The sequence below is a fragment of the Actinoplanes sp. NPDC051537 genome (assembly GCF_055586105.1).
In genome coordinates this window covers 232644-255462 of the sequence record NZ_JBVJIU010000015.1, presented here as the reverse complement: position 1 = coordinate 255462, position 22819 = coordinate 232644, and the positions used below count along the sequence as shown (strand labels likewise).

12 protein-coding genes are annotated in these 22819 nt (G+C 69.8%); 3 read left to right on the top strand and 9 right to left on the bottom strand.

Features of this window, described 5'->3' with window-relative positions:
- Nucleotides 1–4 precede the first annotated feature (4 nt).
- Nucleotides 5–1642: an alpha-amylase family protein gene (locus ACZ6TB_RS33755; RefSeq protein WP_465561429.1), complete on the bottom strand. Its 1638-nt coding sequence runs from the start codon at nt 1640–1642 to the stop codon at nt 5–7.
- 63 nt (nt 1643–1705) lie between these two features.
- Here ACZ6TB_RS33755 and ACZ6TB_RS33750 point away from each other — a divergent pair, with 63 nt between their 5' ends.
- Nucleotides 1706–2332, top strand: a complete 627-nt coding sequence (locus ACZ6TB_RS33750) for a DedA family protein (RefSeq protein ID WP_465561427.1) — start codon at nt 1706–1708, stop codon at nt 2330–2332.
- Here ACZ6TB_RS33750 and ACZ6TB_RS33745 read toward each other — a convergent pair.
- From ACZ6TB_RS33745 to ACZ6TB_RS33725, 5 genes are all read right to left on the bottom strand, one after another.
- Nucleotides 2329–3525, bottom strand: a complete 1197-nt coding sequence (locus ACZ6TB_RS33745) for a carbohydrate-binding protein (RefSeq protein ID WP_465561424.1) — start codon at nt 3523–3525, stop codon at nt 2329–2331. The two genes, ACZ6TB_RS33750 and ACZ6TB_RS33745, sit on opposite strands and share 4 nt — an antisense overlap.
- Before the next feature lie 28 nt (nt 3526–3553).
- Nucleotides 3554–4801, bottom strand: a complete 1248-nt coding sequence (locus tag ACZ6TB_RS33740; protein WP_465561421.1) for a chitinase — start codon at nt 4799–4801, stop codon at nt 3554–3556.
- Between the two features lie 170 nt (nt 4802–4971).
- Nucleotides 4972–6369, bottom strand: a complete 1398-nt coding sequence (locus ACZ6TB_RS33735) for a carbohydrate-binding protein (RefSeq protein WP_465561418.1) — start codon at nt 6367–6369, stop codon at nt 4972–4974.
- A gap of 92 nt (nt 6370–6461) precedes the next feature.
- The gene (locus ACZ6TB_RS33730) at nt 6462–7148 is read right to left on the bottom strand and encodes a YidC/Oxa1 family membrane protein insertase (protein ID WP_465561415.1); all 687 of its coding nucleotides are present in this window, start codon (nt 7146–7148) and stop codon (nt 6462–6464) included.
- A gap of 72 nt (nt 7149–7220) precedes the next feature.
- Nucleotides 7221–7493 carry a DUF6412 domain-containing protein gene (locus tag ACZ6TB_RS33725; protein ID WP_465561412.1) on the bottom strand — a complete coding sequence of 91 codons (273 nt, stop codon included), beginning with the start codon at nt 7491–7493 and terminating at the stop codon, nt 7221–7223.
- Between the two features lie 64 nt (nt 7494–7557).
- On the opposite strand from ACZ6TB_RS33725, the gene ACZ6TB_RS33720 reads away from it, so the two are divergent.
- On the top strand, nt 7558–8715 hold the full coding sequence (locus tag ACZ6TB_RS33720) for a carboxylate-amine ligase (protein WP_465561409.1): 1158 nt from the start codon (nt 7558–7560) through the stop codon (nt 8713–8715).
- Nucleotides 8716–8937: 222 nt separating this feature from the next.
- Here the strand turns inward: ACZ6TB_RS33720 and ACZ6TB_RS33715 are convergent, their stop codons facing one another.
- Genes ACZ6TB_RS33715 through ACZ6TB_RS33705 form a run of 3 tightly spaced genes read right to left on the bottom strand, consistent with a single transcriptional unit; the run spans nt 8938 to nt 21006 of the window.
- Entirely contained in the window at nt 8938–10599 is a 1662-nt protein-coding gene (locus ACZ6TB_RS33715) for an RICIN domain-containing protein (RefSeq protein ID WP_465561407.1), read from the bottom strand.
- Between the two features lie 40 nt (nt 10600–10639).
- Complete coding sequence (locus ACZ6TB_RS33710; protein WP_465561404.1) at nt 10640–11257, bottom strand: DUF416 family protein; 618 nt, start codon at nt 11255–11257, stop codon at nt 10640–10642.
- Nucleotides 11258–11274: 17 nt separating this feature from the next.
- Nucleotides 11275–21006, bottom strand: coding sequence for an RHS repeat-associated core domain-containing protein (locus ACZ6TB_RS33705; protein WP_465561402.1), 9732 nt, complete (start codon nt 21004–21006; stop codon nt 11275–11277).
- Nucleotides 21007–21367: 361 nt separating this feature from the next.
- Between ACZ6TB_RS33705 and ACZ6TB_RS33700 the strand changes: the two genes are divergently transcribed.
- Entirely contained in the window at nt 21368–22738 is a 1371-nt protein-coding gene (locus tag ACZ6TB_RS33700; protein WP_465561399.1) for an FAD-dependent oxidoreductase, read from the top strand.
- The last annotated feature ends 81 nt before the right edge of the window (nt 22739–22819 follow it).

Below are 22819 nucleotides of genomic sequence, written 5' to 3'. Positions count from 1 at the left end.
CGGCTCACGAACAGCGGCGCAGCCGGATCCACCGATAGCCATGCCCGGCGATCGGCACCTCGGTGAACTTTCCCAGGTCGGGGTACTCGCGGTCGGCGAGAATGTCGTTCGGGAACTCGGCCTCGGCATAGATGGAGCCGAGATCGACGACCGCATCCTTTGTGCACAGGTTGTGCAAAAACAGCATAGTACCGGTGTGGTCGTCGGCGCGATGCACGAGGACGCCCTCGGGTGCCGGGACGTCGACGTGGGTGCACGACCCGGCGCCGACCTCGGGGGCCTCGCGCAGCGTGCGGATCATCCGCTCGAACCAGGACAGCAGCGACGTCGGATCGTGGCGTTGCCGGGTGACGTTCACCGCCTGGTAGCCGAACTTCTCGTCGGTCACCACCGGGCGGATCGGGTCACCGGTCGTGAAACCGCCGTTGGGCAGGTCGGACCACTGCATCGGGGTGCGGATCGCGTCGCGGCCCTTGAGCGAGAGGTCGTCGCCCATGCCGATCTCCTCGCCGTACCGCAGCACCGGGGTGCCCCGCAGGGTGAACTGGAGGGAGTAGGCCAGCTCCAGCCGCCGGCGATCACCACCCAGCATCGGCGCGAGCCGGCGCCGGATGCCCCGCCCGTAGAGCTGCATGTTCTCGTCCGGCCCGAACTCGGCGAACACCTGGTCCCGCTGGTCGGCGGTGAGGCGGGACAGATCGATCTCGTCGTGGTTGCGCAGGAAGGTGGCCCACTGGCCGCCCGGCGGCAACTTCGGCGTCTCGCGCAACGCCTGGATCACCGGTTCCGGGTTCTGCCGGGCCAGGGCCAGCACCAGCTGGCCGTTGAGCATGAAGTCGAAGAGCATGTGGATCCGGTTGTTCGAGCCGCCGCCGTCGCCGAAGAAGGTGACGAGCTGGTCGGGCTCGACGTTGGCCTCGGCCAGCAGCACCGCGTCGCTCTTGCGCCACTGGAGGTACTGGCGAAGGTCGGTCAGGTAGTCCATGTCCTTGGGCGAGTTCGGGTTGCCCGGCTCGGTCTCCTCGATGATGAACGGCACCGCGTCCATCCGGAACCCGGACACCCCGAGCTGGAGCCAGAACGCGCAGATCTTCTTGATCTCCTCGCGGACCGCCGGGTTCTTGATGTTCAGGTCCGGCTGGAACTTGTAGAAGCGGTGGTAGTACCAGGCCTTCGCGGTGCGGTCGAAGCTCCACGTCTCGCCCTGCTCGCCGGGGAAGACCATGCCTTGGTGACGGTCCGGCGGCGCGCTCTCGGCCCAGACATACCAGTCGCGGTACGGCGATTCCGGCGTCGACCGGGCGGACTGGAACCACGGGTGCTGGTCGGAGGTGTGGTTCACGACCAGGTCGATGATCACCTTGATGCCGAGGTTGCCGGCCTCGTGCAGCAGCTGGGCGAAGTCGCCGAGGGTGCCGAGCCGCGGGTCGACGTTGTAGAAGTCGGAGACGTCGTAGCCGTCGTCCCGGCCGGGCGTGGGATGGATCGGGTTCAGCCAGAGGCAGGTGACTCCCAGCCGGGCCAGGTAGTCGAGCCGGCCGATGAGGCCACGGATGTCGCCGACGCCGTCCCCGTCCGAGTCGGCGTATGTGTCGATGTCCAGGCAATAGACGACAGCCTTCTTGTACCACCGGTCAGTCATGCCCGGTTAATTGCCACCGCGGGCGGCACGTGAAACCGCCCGCGAGGCGGGTAAGAGTTGACGATGGGACTGACCGAGTGGGTTGCCTCCGTCATCGACGCCCTGGGCGAGGTGGGCGTGGGCCTGCTCGTCGCGCTCGAGAACCTGGTGCCGCCCATACCCAGCGAGATCGTCCTGTCGCTGGCCGGCTACCTCGCCGCCGAGGGCCGGGTCGGGCTGGTCCTGGTGCTGATCGCGGCCACGACCGGGTCGGTGGCCGGCGCGCTCGCGCTGTACTGGCTCGGCTACGCGCTCGGCGAGGAACGGTTGCGGCGCTGGCTCGACCGCATCCCGCTGGTCGACGCCGCCGATCTGGACAAGGCCGACCGGTGGTTCGAGCGGCACGAGAAGAGCGCCGTCCTGTTCGGGCGCTGCGCTCCGGTCGTACGGTCGCTGATCTCGATTCCGGCCGGCGCCAATCGCATGCCGCTCGGCCAGTTCGTGGTCTTCACCGCTCTCGGCAGCGGGGTCTGGAACGCGCTGTTCATCATGGCCGGATACCTGCTCGGCGAGCGCTACCGGGACGTGGAGAAGTACAGCCACTGGTTCGACTACGCGGTAGGCGCGTTCTTCGTCGGTGCGGTGGCCTGGTGGATCATTAAAAAGACGCGCGGCCGCCGAAGCGACCGCGCGTCCATCAACCAGGACTAGAAACCTGCACTGATCTTCGTGAAGGCCCAGTCGGCCTGCGCGATACCGGAGCAGTTCGAGACCACGCCGCCCCCGGCGCAACCACGGTCCCGGTTGACCGCCCAGAAGGTGAACCGCGCGAAGCCCTTGCTCTTGGCGTAGTCGCGGATCCGCGTCCAGGTGTCGGTGGAGGTCAGCTCCTGCTGGTCGGAGAGACCGTTCATGCCGGAGATGCCCATGTGCGAGTACGCCTGCGCGTCGGTGTAGCCGAACGTCGACTTGAGGAGGTTCTTCAGGGCCTCCGAGGCGTTCACGGTGTTGCCGTACATGTCCGAGCCGCCGCCGAAGTCGAACGGCATCTGGGTGAAGATGTCGATGTTCGCGCCCAGCGCCTTGGCCTGCTGCACGAGCCGGGTGCCGTAGTAGGTCGGGCCGGTCGTCGCGGTGCCGAAGGTCAGGATGGTCTTCACCGACGGGTTGTTCTGCTTGATGATCTTCAGAGCGCCGAGCACCCGGTCCTGCACCGCGGTGTTCTCGAACTCGTCGGTGTTCTCGATGTCGATGTCGATCGACTTCAGGCTGAAGGCATCAATGATCTTCTGGTACGCGCCGGCCAGCGCCGCCGTGGTCGTGCAGTTCGGGCCGAGCTTGTTGCCGCTGTAGCCGCCGACCGACGGGACGATGTCGGCGCCGGCCGCCTTGATCTGCGCGATGTAGCTGGCGTGCACGCCGCCGGTCAGGCCACCCTCGCCGTCCCAGGCCGGGTTGCAGCCGTTGCTGGCGAGCACGAACGCCATCGTGAACGCCTTGATGCCGGTCGCGCTGGTGACCGTCGACGGCGCCGGCGGGTTGCCCCAGCCCGGGTAGACGTACGGCGCGGACGCCATCTTGGTGCCGGTGGTCGGCGGGTTCGTGGTCGGCCCGGTCGGCGGCGTCGTGGTGGGCGGGGTCGTGGTGCCGCCACAGGCGCCGTTGTCGGCCCACACGTCCCACTGGCCGGAGTGCGTGGCCGGGGACTCGTTCTGCGTCCACCACTTGGCGGTGTAGTTGTGGCCGTTCTGCGAGGCCGAGTTGCCGCCCACGTAGACGGCGCTCGAGGACCAGGCGGCCGCGCACGCGGTGGCGGCGTTCGACGCCATCATGGGGATGATCGCGGCGGCCAGGCCGGTGGCGGTCACCGAGCCGAGGACCAGCAGCTTTCTGCCGAGTTTCACGGGGACTCCCTGTTTCTGCCGAGGGGGGTTAGGGGAGGGTGGCGAGGTGGGGCTTGACGGTGTTGCCGAACGAGTTGCCGTTGGTGACGTCCCAGTTGATCGACCAGGTCATCGCGCCGCGGATGCCCGGGTACGTCGCCGGCGGCTTGAAGCTGCCGCAGTTGGTGGCCCGGGCCAGGCAGTCGAGGGCGGCGTTGACGTTCGCCGGTGACTGGTAGCCGCCGCCGGCCGCCTGCGAGCTGGCCGGGAGGCCGAGGGAGACCTGGTCGGGGCGCAGGCCGCCCTGGGTCTGGATGCAGGCGAGCGCGGTCAGGAAGTTCTCGGTGCCCTGCGAGTACGCCTGCATCTGGTCGCACCCGAGCATCGAGCCCGAGTTGTAGTACTGGGTGTGCACCACGGTGAGGATGTCCTTGATGGACAGCGCCAGCGCGAAGTACGACGACCCGGTGCTCTGCATGTCGACGGTCTGCGGCGCCATCGTGATGATCAGGTTCGCGCCGGCCTTGGTGCGGAGGCTGCGGAGAGCCTGCGCCATGTAGGTCGAGTTGAGCCCGTTCTCGAGGTCGATGTCGACGCCGTCGAACCCGTACGTCGTCATCAGGTTGTAGACCGAGTTGGCGAAGTTCGTGGCCGCCCCGGAGTCGCCGACGCTGACCGAGCCCTTCTCGCCGCCGACCGAGATGATGACCTTCTTGCCGCGCGAGTGGAGGGTCGCGATGTCGGCCTTAAACTGGGCGTCGGTGTAGCCGCCGACCTGGGCCGCGAGGCCGGGGTCGAGAGTGAAGCCGACCGCACCGGGGGTGCTCGTCGCGTCGGCGAAGGCGACCGCGATGAGGTCGTAGTTGGCCGGGACGCTCGCCAGCTTGAGGGCGGCCGCGCCGTTGTAGAAGTTCTGCCAGTAGCCGGTGAGGAAGTGCTTCGGGAGCGTCCCGTTCGACGGCGGAACCGTGGTCGGCGGGGTCGTCGGCGGGGTCGTCGTCGGGGGCGCCGTCGTCGGCTGCGTGGTCGGCGGCGTGCTTCCGCCGCAGGCACCCGCGTCGGCCCACACGTCCCACTGGCCCGAGTGCGTGGCCGGGGACTCGTTCTGCGTCCACCACTTGGCGTTGTAGTTGTGGCCGTTCTGCGAGGCGCTGTTGCCGCCCACGTAGACGGCCGTGGCGCTCCACGCCGGCGCACAGGCCGCCGCGGCGCTCGCGCTCCCGCCGAAGTACACCGCCGCGCCACCGGCGGCGAGGGCCGCCACGGTCGCGAGGACCACCGATCTGGAGCGCTTCATCGCCGTCCCCTTCATCGCCCTGCTGTGATGTACGTCAATCATTAGGACTGTTAACAGTAAAAGTCCAGAGGGGAGGGACCTTAAACATCCTTAAATCTTTTGTTCCTGTTCTTGCGCACGCCGATGGGCCGAACGCGCAGGTCACGCCTTCGGCCCATCGACCTGCGTCTTTACTTGCGGAACTGGATCCAGTTCACATTGACGAAGTCGGCCGGCTGGCCGCTGGTGAAGGTCAGGTACACGGTGTGTGTGCCGGACACGTTCGAGACATTGCCGGGGATCGACGTCCAGGTCTGCCAGCCGCCGGTGTTCCCGAGCGCGAAGCTGCCGATCGGGGCGTTGCTGCGGCTGTCGACGCGCACCTCGACCAGACCGCTGACGCCGGACCCGGCGCCGGAGGCGACCCGGGCCACGAAGTCCTTCACGCCACCCGATCCGAAGTTGACGTTGTTGTACTGCAGCCAGTCACCGTTGGCGATGTAGCCGACGTCCTGGCCACCCTCGGAGCTCGTCTCGGTCTGGGTTCCGGACTGCGCGTTGAACGACTCGGCCTCGATCCGCGCGTACGCGTCCCGGGTGCCCCCGGTCGGCGGGGTGGTCGTCGGCGACGTCGTGGGCGGGGTGGTCGTGCCGCCGGACGACTGGTAGACGGCCACGTAGTCGACCAGCATCGGCACGCCGGACTGGGTCGACGCGGTGGGTCCGCCGCCGAACGCCGCCGGGAAGCCGCCGCCCATCGCCACGTTCAGGATCATGAAGAAGCCGTGGTGGGTGGCGTTGTTCCAGGTCGTGGCGTCGAGCTGGGACGAGTTCAGCGTGAAGTAGTTGTTGCCGTCGAGGTAGAAGCGCAGCTGCTCGGGCGAGACGCTGCGGTCGTACTCCACCGCGTAGGTGTGGAAGCCGGTCTGGCAGCCGGAGCAGGCGTGCTCGCCGGAGCCCAGGCCCGTGGTCTCGTTGCAGGGACCGCCGGAGGCGGTGCCGCAGTGCAGCGTGGAGAAGACCGACGACCGGCCGTTGATGTCCTCCATGATGTCGATCTCGCCGATGCTCGGCCAGTTGGTCGCGCCGACCGGGCGGGCCGCCGCGCCGAGCGCCCAGAAGGCGGGCCAGTAGCCGGCCGCCGCCGCGCCGCTCACGTTGGGCTGCTGGATGCGCGCCTCCATGCGCATCTTCCCGCCCGCCGGCGCCGCGAAGTCGGTGCGCTGGGTCTCCACCCGGCCGCTCGTCCACTGCCCCGACGAGCTGCGGATCGGCTTGATCACCAGGTTGCCGCCGCCGTCCTGGTAGACGTTGGCGGTCGAGTTGGTCATCGTCTCGACCTCACCGGTGCCCCAGTTGGCCGCGCCGCCCGGGTACGAGGTGCCGATGTCGTAGAGCCAGTTCGCCGTGTTCAGGCCGGTGCCGGCCGAGCCGGTGAAGTCGTCGCTGAAGACGGTGGTCATGCCGGCCGGGGCGCCGGGGACGGCCGCGTTGGCGTCCATCGTGAAGACCGCGGTCCCGGCGACCGCGACGGAGGCGGTGGCGACCGCGAGCGCCAGCCGCAGTCGTCTTCTCGTGCGAGATGCCATCGGAGTACGCCTTTCCATAGGGGGGTGAGGAGGCGTGAGAGCGCTCTCAGCGGCATTTCACGCTTGTTAACGAGGCTTGTCAACATTGGCGCTCAACGATTGCCCGTTGTTACCGGGCGGCGCCATATGGCGTGCTCAAGGGCGGTCCAGGCGGTGGAGGTGACCAGGTAGAGGCCCCCGGCGAGCGGCATCCAGGCGACCGCGAGAACGGAAAGATAGGGCATGTATCGCATGACCTTGACCATCGCCTTTCCGGTGCCGGCGGCCGGCCCGGTGCCGGCGGCCGGCCCGGTGCTCGCGGCGGATACGCGGGACATGCGGCGGGACGACCACCACGCCAGGGCGGCGGCCAGGGTGATCAGCACGGCGAACACCGGCAGCCCCGCGGCCAGGTGCGCGTTCAGCGGCACCCCCAGCAGCGAGCCGGCCGGGGCGTTCAGCGCCACGTGGTACATGACCATGAAAAACGGCGCCTGGGCGAGGCCGGGCAGGAAGGCGGCGAACGGGCTGATCCCGTTGGCGCGCTGGAGGGCGAGCGTCTCGGTGGCGAGCGCCATCGGGTCGTCGCCGTGCTTCGCGCGCAGCTTCTCGATCTGCGGGGCGAGGACGGCGCGGCGGCGCTCCCCGCGGACCTGGAGGTAGGTGAGCGGGCTGATCAGCAGCCGCACGAGCAGCGTGAACACGACGATGGCGAGCGCGGCGGCGACCCCGCCGACGGACGGGACGAACAGGTGGGACAAAGCTTCGATGGCAGCGCCGGGAATGGCGAAAATGGACACGGATACCCCTTCGATCCACACAAAAAGGACACGAAGGCGACAGCCAAACGGCGTTTTCGGAGCAAACGGCGCTTATGCTGCCGCGGGGGCACCCGAGGGAGCTCGGGACCGCGGCCGGCCGGCGGCATCCGGATCGGCCAGGCGAGGGCGGGCGGTGACCCGGGCACGGCGGGCGAAGGCACGCACCGCCGGCGGGGCGAACAGCGCGGGGACCGGCAGGGCGGCGGTCGCGGCGACGATCAGGACGGCGGCGACCAGCGCGAGGCCGAGCACAAGCTGCGCCGGGGCACCGGCCCGGGTCGGGTCGAGCAGGGCGGCCAGCGCCCACAAACCCTCCAGCAGCATGAGCCAACGCTAGCGCGACCCGGCAACAGTTTCTGTGCAGCAATCGGCGGGTAACTGCTCTCGCATGGACGCGGCTTCCGGCGGGACCACGATCTCCGAGGAATTGGCCGACGAGGCCGAGTCCCAGGACCTCCTCACCCTCGGTATCGAAGAGGAGTACCTGCTCGTCGACGCGGTCGAACCGCGCGGCGTGGAGGCGGTCGAGCAGGTCGTCGACCTGATACCCGAGGAGCTGCGCGAGTCGGTGCAGCACGAGTACCTGCGCAGCCAGATCGAGGTGGCCAGCCCGCCGCAACTCGACCTGCACGGCCTGCATGCGGCAATGCGCGATCTCCGCCGTACGGTCGCCGACGCCGCCGAACGAGCCGGCGCGCGCCTGCTGGCCGTCGGCGCCGGGCCGGCCGCCGGACCCAACATGCGCCTGGTCGACAGCCCCCGCTACCACCGCATGCGGGAACGGTTCGGCGACCTCTCCCCCGGTCAGGGCATGTGCGGCACGCACGTGCACGTCAGCATCCCCGACCCGGAAACCGGCCTGAAGGTCCTGAACCACCTGCGGCCCTGGCTGCCGATCCTCCAGGCCGCCACCGCGAACTCGCCGCTGTTCGCCGGCCACGACACCGGCTACGCGAGCTGGCGCTCGATGATGTGGGAGCGGTGGCCCACCGTGGGACCCGCGCCCTACCTGGAGTCGGTCGAGCAGTACGAGACGCTCGTCTCCGACCTCGAGGCAACCGGCGCGATGCTGGACGAGGGCATGCTCTATTGGTACGCCCGGCTGTCCGCCAACTACCCGACGGTGGAAATCCGGATGGGCGACGTCACCCCCACCCTCGACGACGCGATGCTGCTCGCCGCCCTGGCCCGCGCCCTGGTCGCGTCCCTGTTGCGCGAGGTGCGGGCCGGCGTGGAGGCGCCGCGGGTGTCGCATCCGCTGCTGGTGGCCGCACACTGGCGGGCCGCACACGACGGCCTCGAGGGCGTGGCGATCGACCTGGCCACCCGCGAGCCCCGCCCGGCCTGGCGACTGATGCGGCAGCTGTTCGACTACGTGCGCCCGGAGCTCGACCGACACGGCGACCTGGAGATGGCCACCGTCCTGATGGGACGGCTGCGCGCACACGGCACCGGCGCCGCCCGCCAGCGAGCCATTCTGGCCCAGCGCGGCTCGGTGGCGGACGTGGTCGACTGGCTGGCCCGGACAACCCGCGGCGAGGGGTAAAGCCCGCGATAGGTAAGCAGAGCGATTGTCGCTCTGCTTACCTATACGTTCCACCGGCCGCTTACCCCAGGTGAGCAGAGCTATTGCAGCTCTGCTCACCCATGCGCACCACCGGCCGCTTACTCCAGGTGAGCAGAGCTATTGCAGCTCTGCTCACCTATACGCACCACCAGGCGCTTACCCCAGGTGAGCAGAGCTATTGCAGCTCTGCTCACCTATGCGCTACTTCGTCGGCAGCGCGGGCAACGCGTGCTGCGTGAACTGCGGGGCGTCCCCGGCCGCCGACTTGCGGGCCGCCGCCAGGCTGCCGCCCGGCACCTCGCCCGCGGTCACCGCGTACACCTTGTTGTTGGCGTCGCGGACGATGTACGCCCAGCCACGTCCGCTGGTCTTGTCGTAGACCACCACCGACGGGTCGGTGATGACCTGGGTCGCGTACGGCTGCACCCAGGCCCCGAAGACGCCGGTGTTCTGACCCGTCTCGCCGGCGAAGTAGATCGTGTTGTCGGCGGCGCGGGCCACGATGCCGACCTTGCCCGTCGTCGGGTCCATCACCGCGGCCGGAGCGCCGGCGGCGACCAGGTCGGGGATCGGCGTCCAGTCGGCCTGGAAGGTGCCGTCGTCGTTCTGCGCCTTCGTGACGATGGTGCCGTCGGCGGAGCGGATCACGATCCGGACCGCGTAACCGGGGCGGATCACGACGGCGGGCTTTCCGTTGAGGCCGGTGCCGCCGAGACTGGTCCAGTCGCTGAGCACGCCGGCGGCGTACGTCGCGGTCTGCAGTGTGCCGTTGCCGTCGAGGGCGAAGACACGCAGGCCGTCACGGGTCTGCGCGAGGGCCGGCTCACCGGTGAGGCCACTGCCGCCGATGTACCGCCACGCGCCGTACGGGAAGTTGGTGCCGTCCTGGGGCGACCGCCACAGCTGACCGTTGACCAGCTCGAAGTCGACCAGCTTGCCGTCCGGCATGACGCCCTGCACCGGGTCGGAGGACGTCGAACCGCCGGCGTCGCCCAGCCCGTACCACGTGTTGGCGTCCTTGGCGCTCTGCGTCATGAGGTTGAGGTCACCGTCGGTGGCGTTGCGCGCAGAGATCTGCGCCCGGCCGTCGGCCTGCTTGTTGACCGAGACGTGGCCGGTGAAGCGCTCGTTGCCCGGAACCGCCTGCCAGACCGGGCTGAACGTCTCGGGGTCGCTCTGGTAGCCGCGCCACAGCGTGCCGAGCGTGTCGACGAAGCTGTAGACCAGCGCGCCGACCGCGGCGGTGTTCACGCCGGCCTGAGCCGCGGCCACCGGCGACACCGTCGTGGGCAGCGCGGTGATCGAGGCCGAGGTGGCCGGCGGGAAGTAGAACTGGTCGTTCAGCGTGGTGGCCACCGTGCCGCAGGTGTAGATGTTCACCGCGGCGTTGATCTCCTGGGACGCCTGGTAGACGTTCAGGCACTTGTTGCTGGCGACCGACTGGATCCGGTACGTCGTGTTGCCGGCCACCGGCACGAACTTCCAGAGGTTGTTCTTGGCCGTGTCGCTGCACGTGTACTGGTGCACCGGCGTGTTGTCGACGAGCGCGTTCTTGTACACGTTGAGGCACTTGCCACTGAACTGCGCGATGATCTGGTAGGTCCCGGTGCCCTTCGGCACGACCCGGAACTTGTCGTTGGTGAACGACGCGCTGCAGTTGTACTGGATGATTTTGGTGTCGTCGGCGGTCAAGCCGTGATCAACATTGAGGCATTTGTTGCTGTGCCCGGCCTTGATTTCCACCGCCGCATCCGGCGAGATCGCCGCCTGCGCCGTTACCGGAGCGATGATCGCCGTCCCCGCGACGACGCTCACCGCTACGGCGAGGCCGCGCAGCGCACGGCCCCATCCCAGACTTACCACTGACCCTCCCCTGTGATGACGGACGCCATGAAGGCGCCCGCTATTCGGCGCCCCCCAGGGCGCTCTCGCGCGCGGACTGCCGCAACGCCGAGGCGATGCGGTAGTTCCCCGGCTCGTTCTCGCGCAGCGCCCGGACGACGGCGGCCTGGCGCTGCGTCTCGTTCTCGACGAGGTCCTCGGAGCCGACGTCCGAGTCCGACTCCGAGTCCGAGTCCGACTCCGAGTCCGACTCCGACTCCGACTCCGACTCCCGGTTGGCGAGCTCGTCCACGGCCTCCTCGACCTGGTACGCGGCCTCGGCCGCGGCCGCCGGAGCGTCGCCGCCATCCACGATGGAGATCAGGTAGGCCAGGACCCGGATGGCGTTCTCGGCCTGCGGCGCCCAGTCGTTCCAGTCCTCTTCCTCGGGCAGAAGGTCGAGCACCTCGTCGACGGTCGGCAGCTCCGAGTCGTCGTCCCGCTCGGTGCGGCCCGAGTCGAGGAGGCCCCAGACGGTGTCCAGCGACGTCCGGACGAGCTCGGCGTCGCCGACCTCCTCGATCTCGGTGAACCGCGCGTACGCCGGGAGGAGCACCTCCGCGCACGTCGCGGCGAACACCGCGCTCTGCCACCGGTCCAGACCGCTCAGGTCCGCCCGCAGCTGCTCATTCACGTCCATGTCCGACCTCCACGTCGTCAGTGACCTTCGAAGTCCCGCATCACCGCGGTCTTGCCGTCACCAAGTATCTGGAAGCCTTCTTCCTCCAGGTACTGCTTACACGCCGGGCAAATGTCGTGCGGGTGGCTGGCCAATGCCCGCGGTTGCAGGCCGAGCTCCTTCGCCACCTCGACGGCGGTCACCTCGCCGTGCTGCCCGCCCAACCGCGCTTCGACGTCGCTCAGCCCGAGCGTCGCCCGCTGCCGGGGGCTGATGTCCCGCACGCCCGAGGCGAGCACGTCCGGCCCGTTCTCGGTGCTCAGCGCCACGGTGTCCCGGTTGCGCTGGGCGATCGGGTCCTTGAGCGACTCGTTCGTCTCCTGCGCCCGCGTCTTGAGCCGCGGGATGTCGCACTTGCGTTGAGCAATGTCGTTGTGGACGAGGAGGGTGGTGGCCCCGGCCAGCACGAAGTACGTGTGCAGGCCATCGACGCTGAGGTTGCGGACCTCCTTCTGCGTCGCCGTCCAGTGCCTGGTCGCGGTGACCTGCACGTAGGTGCCGGCGCCGGTCTGGAGCAGGTCGCCCGGCTTCAGGTCGCCGGCGTCCACCCAGCGGTTCAGGTCGGGCGCCCAGAACGGGTGGCCCTCGGTCGCGTTGATCGACGCCGTCTTGCCGCCGCCGGCGTCGACGGTCAGCTCGACCATCTGCTTCTCACCGACGCCGATGATCAGCGCGGTGACGGCCCGCGTCTCGGTGCGCCCGGTCGTGGGGTCGGTGGCGCGGACCTTGTCGCCGACCTTCACGTCCTCGATGCGCTTGGTCGAGCCGTCGGCCATCAGCACCAGGGTGCCGGTGGCGAAGCTGTTGCACTTCTCGGCGGCCTCCTCCAGCTTGGAGCCGAGGCCCTTGCTGCTGGCGCCGGTCGATTCGACCGCCTCGCGGCCGGCCGATCCGGCCGAGCGGGCGGCCAGCGCCTCGCCCGCCGCGCCGGCCTCGCGGGTCGCCGCCGTGCGCGCGGCCGACGAGGCGCCCATCTCCAGGCCCTCCTTGGCCGCGCCGGTGACCGCGACGCGGGCGCCGCTGCTCACCGCGCCGCCGCCGACCGAGCTCAGCGGGCCCATCACCGCGCCGGTGACACCGCCGATCAGGGCGTCGGCGGCCATCTCCTTCCAGCCCTTGCCGCCCGCCACCAGGTCGGTGACCAGGGAGCCGGCCGCGCCGGAGAGGAAGCCACAGCCGATCGCGCCCACACCGGTCCAGCCGATCAGGGCGCCGCAGCCGACGCCGACCACGGCGCCGGCCAGGCCGCCGATGATCTCGGCCTTGTGGTCGGCGACCCAGTCGCCGGCCTTCGACAAGCCGGACATGAGCATGTTGCCGGCCGCGGCCGCGCCGCTCAGCAACGAGTTGATGCCGAGGTCCTGCGTCACGTTGCTGAAGCTCGCCACCAGCTTCGGCGCGATGCTCGTCGAGATGACCACCTTGAGGCTCTTGAGCTGCGACTTCACCATCGCGCCGACGCTCTTGAGCGACACGTGCTGTGCGGCGTAGCTGACCGCCGCCCGGGCCTGCTGCATGACCGCTTTACCGCGTTGGTAGGCGGCCACGGCCTTGGCCTTGAGGGCGTCCTTGGCCCGTTGCAGGCTCGGCTTGATCGTGTTGTTCCAGGTGTTCTTGATGCTGGCGCCGACGTTGCTGATGAAGTTCTTGGTGGCGTTGTACGCGTAGTCCCAGCCCCGCTTCAGCGTGGACAGCGCGGACTTGCCCTGCTCGTAGAGCCAGTTGCCGGCGTACGAGAGGGCGCTGGTCGTCGCGTGGTAGACGGTCTGCACGCCGGACCACACCGTGCTGCTGACCGAGGCCACCTTGTTCAGCGCCTTGTGGCACCAGCCGCAGGACGGCCAGTTGCCGGTCGGGTCGTTGTTGCCCAGCGGGTCGTCGGCCGCGTACGCGTACTTGTTCGCCAGCACCGAGTCGCCGGTCGTGTAGGTGACCGTGTCCCGGGAGAGGAACGCCCCGGTGTCCGGCTCGTACCAGCGGGCGCCCATGTCGATCTGGCCGGTGTCGGGGTCGGTCCAGTCGCCCTGGAAGCCGACGTTCGCCTGGCTGCCGACGGTGGCCGTCTTCTTGCCGAACGGGTCGTACGCCGCCGAGTTGTCCAGCGAGGCGAGCGAGCTGCCCGAGTCGAACGACCCGACCACGTCGTCGTGCTCGTCGGAGATGGTCAGCTTCACGCCGCCGCCGGTCGACGAGACCGCGAGCAGCGAGCCGTCCGGCGATCGGCCGTACTTCTCGGTGCCGTCGGAGACCGGGTCCTGCTGGATGCCGGAGTAGGCGAACAGCGCGCCGTTCCGGTTGATCACCCGGTTCAGGCCGTCGTAGACGTAGGTCTGGCCCTCGGCGCCGACCATGCGGTCGAACGCGTCGAACGAGTACGTGTCGACGAGGCCGGAGCTGGTACGGGACGCCATCGTGCCGCGCGGCGTGTAGGCGTAGGTGAAGTCCCCGTCGCTCAGCAGCCGGTTGCGCTGGTCGTAGGTCGCCGTCTTGGCGCCGTCCTTGGTGCGGTTGCCGGCGTCGTCGTACGCGTACCCGATCGTCCCCGAGCCCGACGTCCAGGACGTGAGGCGGCCCGAGTCGTCGTACCCGTACGTGTTGCTGCCGGCCCCGGCCGTGCCCGCGGTGTCCTTGCCGATCACCCGATCGCCGAGGTCGTACTTGTAGGTGATCGAGGAGACCGTACCGCCGGCGCTGTTCTTGAGCGTGTCGGTGGTGAGCCGGCCGAGGTTGTCGTAGCCGTAGCCGCGAACGCGCCCGGCGCCGTAGTCGATGCTCTTCACCACGCCGGACGCGTCGTAGCCGAGCGTCTGGGTGACCGCGGACGCGCCGTCGGCCATCGTGGTGAGCCGGCCCTTGGTGTAGCCGAACGTCGCCGCGCCGGCCGCGTCGTTCCGGCTGGTCAGCTGGCCTTCGTCGTCGTAGCCGAAGGTGCTGTTCCCGGACGGGCCGGCGGCCGACACCAGGTGGCCGCGGTCGTCGTAGCCGAACGTGTTGGCCGAGGTCCCGCCGGCCGTGACGACGGTGGTCCGGCCCTCGGCGTCGTAGGTGATCCCGCGGGAGGCGGCCGTGGTCCCGCCGCCGCTGCCCGATTCCGCGATGAGCCGGTCGGCGGCGTCGAAGGTGCGGCTGCGGGCGACCCCGCCGGGCGCGAGCATCGCGGTGGCGTTGCCGTTCAGGTCGTACGCGACCAGCCAGCGCCGGTCGGTCAGGGCGGGCTGCGCGGTGGTCGCCGGCTCGGTCACGCTCTCGGTGAGGCCGAGGCTGTTCACCCCGTAGTACGAGGCGTTGCCGTTGCCGTCGGTGTAGCGGGTCCGGTGGCCGGCCGCGTCGTAGCCGAACGAGCTGGTGATCGACGTGGTGGCCGAGGTCGGCTCGACCTGCTTGACCAGCTGATCGAGCGCGTCGTACTCGAACCTCGTGGTCTTCTTCAGCGCGTCGGTGACCGCCGTGACATTGCCGTTGTCGTCGTGGTCGTAGGTCTCGCGGCGCAGCTCGGTGCCGTCCGGCGCGAGGTTGATCTCGGCGGCCTGGTCGCCGTAGCGGTTGAAGTCGTGCCGCGTGGTGCGACCGGCGCCGTCGCTCTGGCGGACCGCGTTGCCGAAGCCGTCGTAGCCCTGCTGGGTGGTGACGCCGGTCGGGTCGGTGACGCTGAGCTGCTCGGCGGCCGCGTCGTAGGTGGCCTTGCTGACCAGCCCCGACGGCGAGGTGACCTGGATGGCGTTACCGGCGTCGTCGAACGTCGTGGTGGTGGTCAGCGTCCGGGCCACCGGCTTGCGCTCGAAGGTGGTGGTGGTGACCGCCCGGTCGAGGTCGTCGTAGGTGGCCTCGGCCCGGATCCCGGTGGGGCTGACGGTGGAGAGCAACTTCCCGGTGCGGGTGTACGTGTAGGCGGTGGTCAGCCGCTCGGCGTCGGTGCCGCCCGGCTCGTCCTTGCGCAGCACCCGGTTGAGCCGGTCGTAGGTGTAGTTCGTGACGTGGTTCTTGGCGTCCGTGGTGGACACGATGTTGCCGAGCGCGTCGTAGTCGGTCTTGATGACCGGCGACGCGGAGACGGCCGGGCCGGTGGGCGACGTGTAGACGGGACCGTCGGACTCGACGACGCGGCCCATCCGGTCGTACTTCGAGTGCGCGACGTTGCCCAGCGCGTCCTTGACCGCGACCGCCTCGCCGAAGGCGTTGTAACCGGTCGTGACCGTCGGGTTCGCCGCCTGGGCCGGGTTCCCGCCGCTCTCCACGTTCACCGACGGGGCGATCGAGGAGACCCGGTCGCCGTTCTCGTCGTACTTGAACGTGGTGGTGCCGCCACGCGGGTCGGTCACGGTGAGCGTCAGGCCGCGCTGGTCATACGTGTACGCGGTGGTCCGGCTCGCCGTGCCGTCCAGCTCCTTCTCCTGCTCGAGCTGGCCCTTGTCGTTGTAGACGTTGGAGACCACGTTGGTGGCGCCGGACTCGACCAGCCACGGGACGTTCGACGTGTTGCCGGTCGTGGTGGTGCGGGTGACGTTGCCGAGCACGTCGTACTGGTAGGCCGTCGCCCGGTTCAGGCCGGTCGGGTCGAACGCGGTCGTCGCCGTCCGGCCGATCTTGTCGAAGCTGTTCGTGGTGGTGTGCGTGCCGTTGTCGATGACCGACTTGGTGAGGTTGCCGGCGGCGTCGTACGTGTTGTCCTCGAGCACGTAGTCGCGGGTGCTGCCGTCCGGGTTGTGGAAGTTCTTGAGCACCACCTTGGCGAGCTTGTCGTCGCCCAGGTACGTGTACTCGGTGCGCCGGCCCATCGAGTCGATCTGCACGGCCATCCGGCCGCCGTAGTCGTACGCGTAGGAGTTGACCACCACGAAGTCGCCGTTGCTGGTCTTCGTGCCGTCGTCGTCCCAGTCGTACAGGCGGACCTCGGCGAGCTTGTTGCGGGCGGTGAACGCGTATTCGTAGTGGTTGCCGTTGCCGTCGACGACCGAGGTGCGGTTGCCGAACTTGTCCCAGCCCTCGGTCTGCTCGTCGCCCTCGGGGTTGACCGTGCGGGTCGGGTGGTTGTGCTCGTCGTACTCGATCGTGGTGACCCGCTCCGGCTCGGTCGCGTCGAGCGCGTCCTTCACCGACGTGCGCACGACGTTGCCGTCCACGTCGTACGTGTTGGTGGTGACCGCCTGATGCCGGCTGCCGTCGACCGCGTTCACGGTCACCGGCCCGGTCGTCGTCAGGTTGTGGCCGAAGTCGTCGTAGGTGAACGTGGTGACCACGCCGGACGGGAAGCTGTCCGAGGTCGCCTTCTCCGTGATCTTGCGGCCCAGCTTGTCGTACGTGTACTCGGTCACCAGCCCGGTCGGCGAGGTGACCAGGGCCAGGTCGCCGGCCGCGGTGTACCGGAACCGCGCCACCTTGTTGGCGACGTCGGTGGTGGTGGAGGTCAGGCCGGCCGGGACGGTGTCGGTGGTGCTGCCGTACGCGATCTCGTTGCCACCGGTGTAGAGGTTCGTCGTGATCGCGCCGTCGGGCCGCGTCTCGGTGTAGACGTCGCCAGCGTTGTTGTAGGCGGTGACCGTCCGGTACGCGTTGTCGGTCGCGCTGCTCGACCGCGGATCCCGGGTCTCGACCGGGAGGTCGTTCTTCGGGTCGAACGGGTTGCTCGCGTTCGGCGTCGTGTAGCCGGTGTAGGACGTCTGGCAGTCGTTCGCCTTGCGGCAGGTCTTGCGCGAGGTGACGTTGCCCCGGTCGTCGAACGTCATCGTGAGGACGTTGCCGTTCTCGTCGACGACCTGGTTCTGCCGGCCCTTCTCGTCGTAGCCGAAGGACCGGATCACGGAGCCGGTCAGCTCGTTCTCGGTGAAGATCGGGCCGGGCGAGTCGCCGGGGATCGTGGTGCAGAACGTCGGGTAGCTCGGGTCCGGCGTCACGCACGTGGGCGTGGGCGTCGGGGTCGGCGACGGGGTGGCCGGCAGCGGCTTGTCCTCGGGCCGGGTGTCGATGCCCAGCGGCGAGGCGCTGCGCAGCAGGCGGCCGGCGAGCGCGTCGTACTCGTAGAGGTACTGGCGGTCGGCCGGGTCGCGCACCTCGACCGCGCGGCGCAGGTCGGTGTCGTTGCCGTAGACGGTCGGCTTGCCGATCTTCCAGGCGCCACCGTTGCCGTCGGTGTACTCGGCGACCCGGTCGGCCGCGGTGTCGTAGGTCGCCTCGGACGACGTCTTGCCGCTCGGCAGGGTGGTCTTGCTGAGCTGGTCGGCCTGCGCGGTCCCGTACTGCCAATGGGACTTGACCTGCTGGTCGCTCAGCGGGTGGCCGTAGATCGCGACCTCGTCGAGGCTGCCGTTGAAGAAGCGCTTGGCCGACGTCGAGCCCCAGTTCTTCCAGGCCGTCGGCGTGGTCGCCCAGCCGGCGCCGACCTGGTTGTAGGTCAGCGCGCCGGGGTCGAGGGTGCCGGCGCTGGCGAGCTTGGTGCCGCGGCTCACCCCGTCGACGTAGAGCGTCTGGGTGTCGGCCGAGGCCGACAGCACCACGTGGTGCCAGGCGCCGTTGCGCACGTCGACGATGCCGTCGATCGGGGCGGGCGCGCTCGCCGTGGTCTTGAACTGGCCGTAGATGTGACCGTCCGAGCCGACGTAGAGCACCGGCACGCCGAGGGTGGGCGTGGTGTCGACGGCGGTGTCCTGGTAGCCGATCAGCGGGCCGCCGGTCTGGCTCGGCGTGACCTTGACCCACAGCTCGACGGCGGTGTCGTGGCTGCGCTTGACCACGCCCTTGGGCAGCTCGGCGACCGAGGTGGCGCCGTTGAACAGCGCGGCCGTGTCGTCGGTGCCGGGCAGCGCGCCGGCCTGCTCGAGGGTCACGTTCTTGATGACCCCGGCGTCCTTGCCGAGGTTGTTGAGCATCTCGCTGGCCGCGGCGTCGGCGCCGGCCTTCTCGCCGAGCCGCCAGTACGAGTCCGGGCCGCTGTCGAGCACGCTGCTGCGGTAGTGCGAGCCGGCCGCGTACGTGTAGGTGGTGCAGATCGTCCCGCCCGGCGCGCACACCTTCGTGAGCAGGTCGCCGGTGTACTCGTACGACCAGGTGGTGTTGAGGTCGGTGGTCACGCCGGTCACGTGGGTGCCGGCGGTGTTCCAGGTGACCGCGAGCTTGCGGGTCGGCGTGGCGGTGGTGTTGTTGCGCGCCTGCATCCGCAGCAGGTGGCCGGTGGAGTCGTAGACGAACTCCAGCACGCGGCTGTACTTGTCGGCGATCGTCGAGATCTTGCCGTCGCCCGAGCGGAACGTGTACGTGGTGCCCTTGAGGTCCTTGAGCACGTACGCGCTGTTCACGATGGACAGTTGGGCGGTGCGGCCGGGCGGCGCGGCGAACGTGCCGTCCGGGTTGCGGCCGAACCGCACCTGCTGCCCGTCGGCGTAGGTGACCAGCACGTTGCCCGAGCCGTCGGCGTCGGCCGCGGCCTTGAGGTCGAGCTGCGACATCCAGCCGGCGCCGAAGGTCAGGTCGCGGCGCGGGTCGAGGCTGTTGTAGCTGCGGGTGATGCTCAGCGCCGGACCGGCGGTGGCGGCGGTGGCGTCGACGGCCGCGGTGCTGTAGTTGCCGATGTCCGGGTCGAACTCGCGGTCGCTCTGGCCGTAGGGCGCGTTTGCCACCCGCGAGGTGATCTCCGGCTGCGGCGCGGCCGTCACCAGCGTCGAGTAGCCGCTGATCACCTCGGTGGTGTTGTCCTTGACGTAGGCCCGCCAGACGTACGGCGTGCTCCACTTGAACACCGAGGCGGGCACGATGAACGACTGCTTGGCCTGGTACGCCGACTGCGTGCAGCCGGTCGGCGTGCCGGTGGTGCTGACCGAGCAGTACTCGAACTTGTACTGCAGGGTCTGCTTCGGCGGCGCGTCGATGTCGACGGCCTGGGCCCAGAGCTGCGGCCGCAGGGTCGGCGACTGGTAGCCGTTGGGCGGGAACAGCTCGCCGACCACGGGCGGGATGTTCTGCACGCTCAGGGCGATCCGGGCGGGCGGGACGAGCTCGTCGGTGAAGACCTTGCCGCTCGTGGTCGCCATGCTGAAGTCGATGAGGTAGTCGCCGATCGGCAGGGCCCGGATCGTCGCCTCGATCGTCGTGGTCGCCCCGCGGGCCACGTTGCCGGGCAGCGGCGCCGCCACGTACTGGCCGACCCGGGCGCCGGTCTTCGCGTTGTAGACCCGGTAGACCAGCTGGAAGCCGGCCGGGGTCCAGTCCATCGCGCTCTTGTTGGTGACCGTGACCTTGACCTTGCCGCCCTGGTTCTGGAGCACCGGCGGCTGGGGCGTGGGGTTCGGGATCGAGTACTTCGCGTTGTACGGGCTGTGCGTGACGTACAGCTTCGGCGGGTTGGCGCTGCTCGGGCCCGCGATGGTCTTCCAGGCGCTGTTGTCGGAGACCGGCGCGCGCAGCGAGATGCCGTTGTTGGCCTTGCCGTCCACCCAGCCCTGCACCAGGTCGCGGCCCTTGCTGCCGAGGTCGAACACGGTGCCGGTGACCGGGCAGGCCGAGGCCGCCTGGCCGAAGGCGACGTAGCCCTGCGCGAACGACTGCGTGGCCAGCGCCGCGCCGACCGACGGGCCCGGGTACTTGGTGGTGGTGCTCGAGCTCCACGACTCGGTCACCGGGTTGACGGTGAGCGCGCGCGGCTTGCACGAGGGCGCCTCGTAGGACACCACCGAGAGCTGGGCACTGTAGATCGACTCGTGCGCGAGCGACGACACCAGGCCGCCGAACTTCAGGTACGAGGCCGAGCTGTTGCCGTCCCGGCTGCCGACGGTCAGCGTGTCGCCACCGCCGCGGGTGCCGGTCTCGCTGACCACCAGGCTCTCCGAGGCGGCGCCGGTGGCCAGCACCGGCGGGTCGAGCCGCACCGGGAACGCGCGGCCCGGGTCGGCCAGCCACTTGGGGTCGGCTTCGACGCGCAGGGTGTTCTTGTTCGCCAACTCGTAGCGCACGCCGGTGGAGACCGCGCCCTTGGCGTCGACCAGGTGGCCGGCCGGGATGGTGGCCACCGTGGCGCCGGCCGCGTCGCGCAGCAGCACCTGGCTGCCGTCGGCGGCGGCGGTCAGGCCGGTGAGCTTCAGCGGGAACGTGTACGCGCTCGCGGCCTGCGCGTTCGCGAGGACCAGTGTCTCCTTGACGCCGCCCGGCTGCGCGGTCAGCTCGACGTCGACGCCGGGCCACACGCCGGCGTAGCGGGCGGTGTCGCCCTTGACCGTCGCGGTCACCGGCCGGGCGCCCTCGGCCCCGTAGGCCAGCACGCCGCCGCCGGCCAGCGTGACCCGCACGAGCTCGGACGCGTCGGCCCGGTCGGCGAGCCACAGGCCGACCGAGTCGGCGCCGCGCCGCCAGCCGCCGGCCGGGTCGCGGGTGAGGGTCGAGTCGATCGGGGCCCAGCTGCCGTCGGCCTTGCGGTAGTTGAGCGGGGTGGCCGAGAACTCGGTGGTCTCGGTGCCGTCGGCGTTCGCGTACGTCCGCTCGTGCGCCCCGCGCCGCGCGGTGAGCTCCTTGCTGCTGCCGTCGGTGCGGAACCCGCGCGCCTTGGCCGCCGGCGCCGCGACGTTGCGCGCGACGTTGGCCGGCGGCTCGGGCGGCTTGACCGGCGGGTACTTCGACTTCTCGGAGGGCGGCTTGAACGTGTCCTTCGGCCCGTCGACCACCGGGTTCAGGCCCGACGCGTCGCCCCACCGCTGCACCGGCGCGGGCTTGTTCGCCACGTGCGCCACGAGCGTGAGCTTCCGCGGGTTCAGCTGGACGGCGGTCGTGCCCTCCTGCGCCGAACAGGCCGTGAGCAGGAAGGACAGCCCTACAGCAAGGAACAGTGTGCGCTTTCGATCCTTACGGTGTGCAGGCCGGAGCGGGCCACGCAGCATCTTCCACCCCCGTGAAGAAGTCGGCGACACATCGACGTTCGTAGTGCCGCTTCCGCCGCCGGTAATTTACAGCTACCGATGGCTCGCGGATAGTGTCCGAAACGGACAATCGCCGCGTGATAGCGGAACGATAGGGAAACAATGGCAACCCGAGCACGGAACAACGGCCCGTGGGTAGGCTGAACCGCGGCAGCGAGAGGCGGGGGTGCGCCGGATGAAGCTGGTGGTCATCGGCGGGGACGCGGCGGGCATGTCGGCTGCGTCACAGGCCCGCAAGCGACTCGGCCCGGACAAGCTCGAGATCGTGGCGTTCGAGCGCGGACATTTCACTTCCTACTCGGCGTGCGGCATCCCGTACTGGATCGGTGGCGCGGTCGCCGAGCGCGAGGCGCTCGTCGCGCGCTCGCCCGAGGAGCACCGCAAGTCCGGCATCGACGTGCGCCTGCGGCACGAGGTGGTGGGCATCGACCTCGACCGGCGCGAGGTGGTCGCGCACGATCTCGCCGGCGGCGGCGAGGTGCGGGAGAGCTTCGACCATCTGGTGTACGCGGCCGGAGCGTCCCCGGTGACGCCGGAGTGGGCCCAGCTTCCGGCCGCCGGCATCTTCGGCGTGCAGACGCTCGACGACGGCGCGGCGATCCACGACTGGCTGGCCGGCCACCCGGCGCCGCGGCGGGCCGTGGTGATCGGCGGCGGCTACATCGGCGTCGAGATGGCCGAGGCGATGAAGATTCGCGGCCTCGAGGTGACGCTGCTGGAGAAGTCGCCGGAGCCGATGGGCAAGACGGTCGACCCCGACATGGGGGCGCTGGTCCGCAAGGCGATCGGCGAGCAGGGCATCGAGGTGGTCACCAACGCCCACGTCGAGGGCATCGAGACGAGCGACGGGCGGGTGCGGGCGGTGGTCACCCCGGTCGGCACGCTACCGGCCGACATCGTGGTGCTGGGCCTGGGCGTACGCCCGAACAGCGCGCTCGCGGAAAAGTCGGGACTCCCGGTCGGGCGCACCGGGGGCGTCAAGACCGACCGGCGGATGCGCGTGGTCGACGTCGAGGGCGTGTGGGCCGCGGGCGACTGCGTGGAGACCCATCACCTGCTGACCGGCGAGCCGGTGCACGTCCCGCTCGGCACCCACGCGAACAAGCAGGGCCGGGTGGCCGGCATCAACATCGGCGGCGGCTACGCCACGTTCCCCGGCGTGATCGGCACGGCGGTGACCAAGGTGTGCGAGCTCGAGGTGGCGCGCACCGGCCTCACCGAGAACGAAGCGCGCAAGGCCGGGTACGCGTTCGTGACCGCCTCCGTCGAGTCGACCAGCCGGGCCGGCTACTACCCGGGCGCGTCCACGATGACCATCAAGCTGATCGCCGAGCGCCGCACCGGCACGCTGCTCGGCGCCCAGATCGTCGGCCGGACCGAGGCGGCCAAGCGGATCGACGCGCTCGCCGTCGCGGTGTGGAACCGGATGACGGTCGAGGAGATGACCGCGCTCGACCTCAGCTACGCCCCGCCGTTCGCGCCGGTGTGGGACCCGGTGCTGATCGCGGCCCGGAAGGCGACGGACGCCGTACACGCGTCGATGTAGGCCGTTTTGTGAATTCACGGTCACGGATCGCCATCAGGCGTTACTACACACCGTAGGGATGAGTTCACCAATCTGGTATCG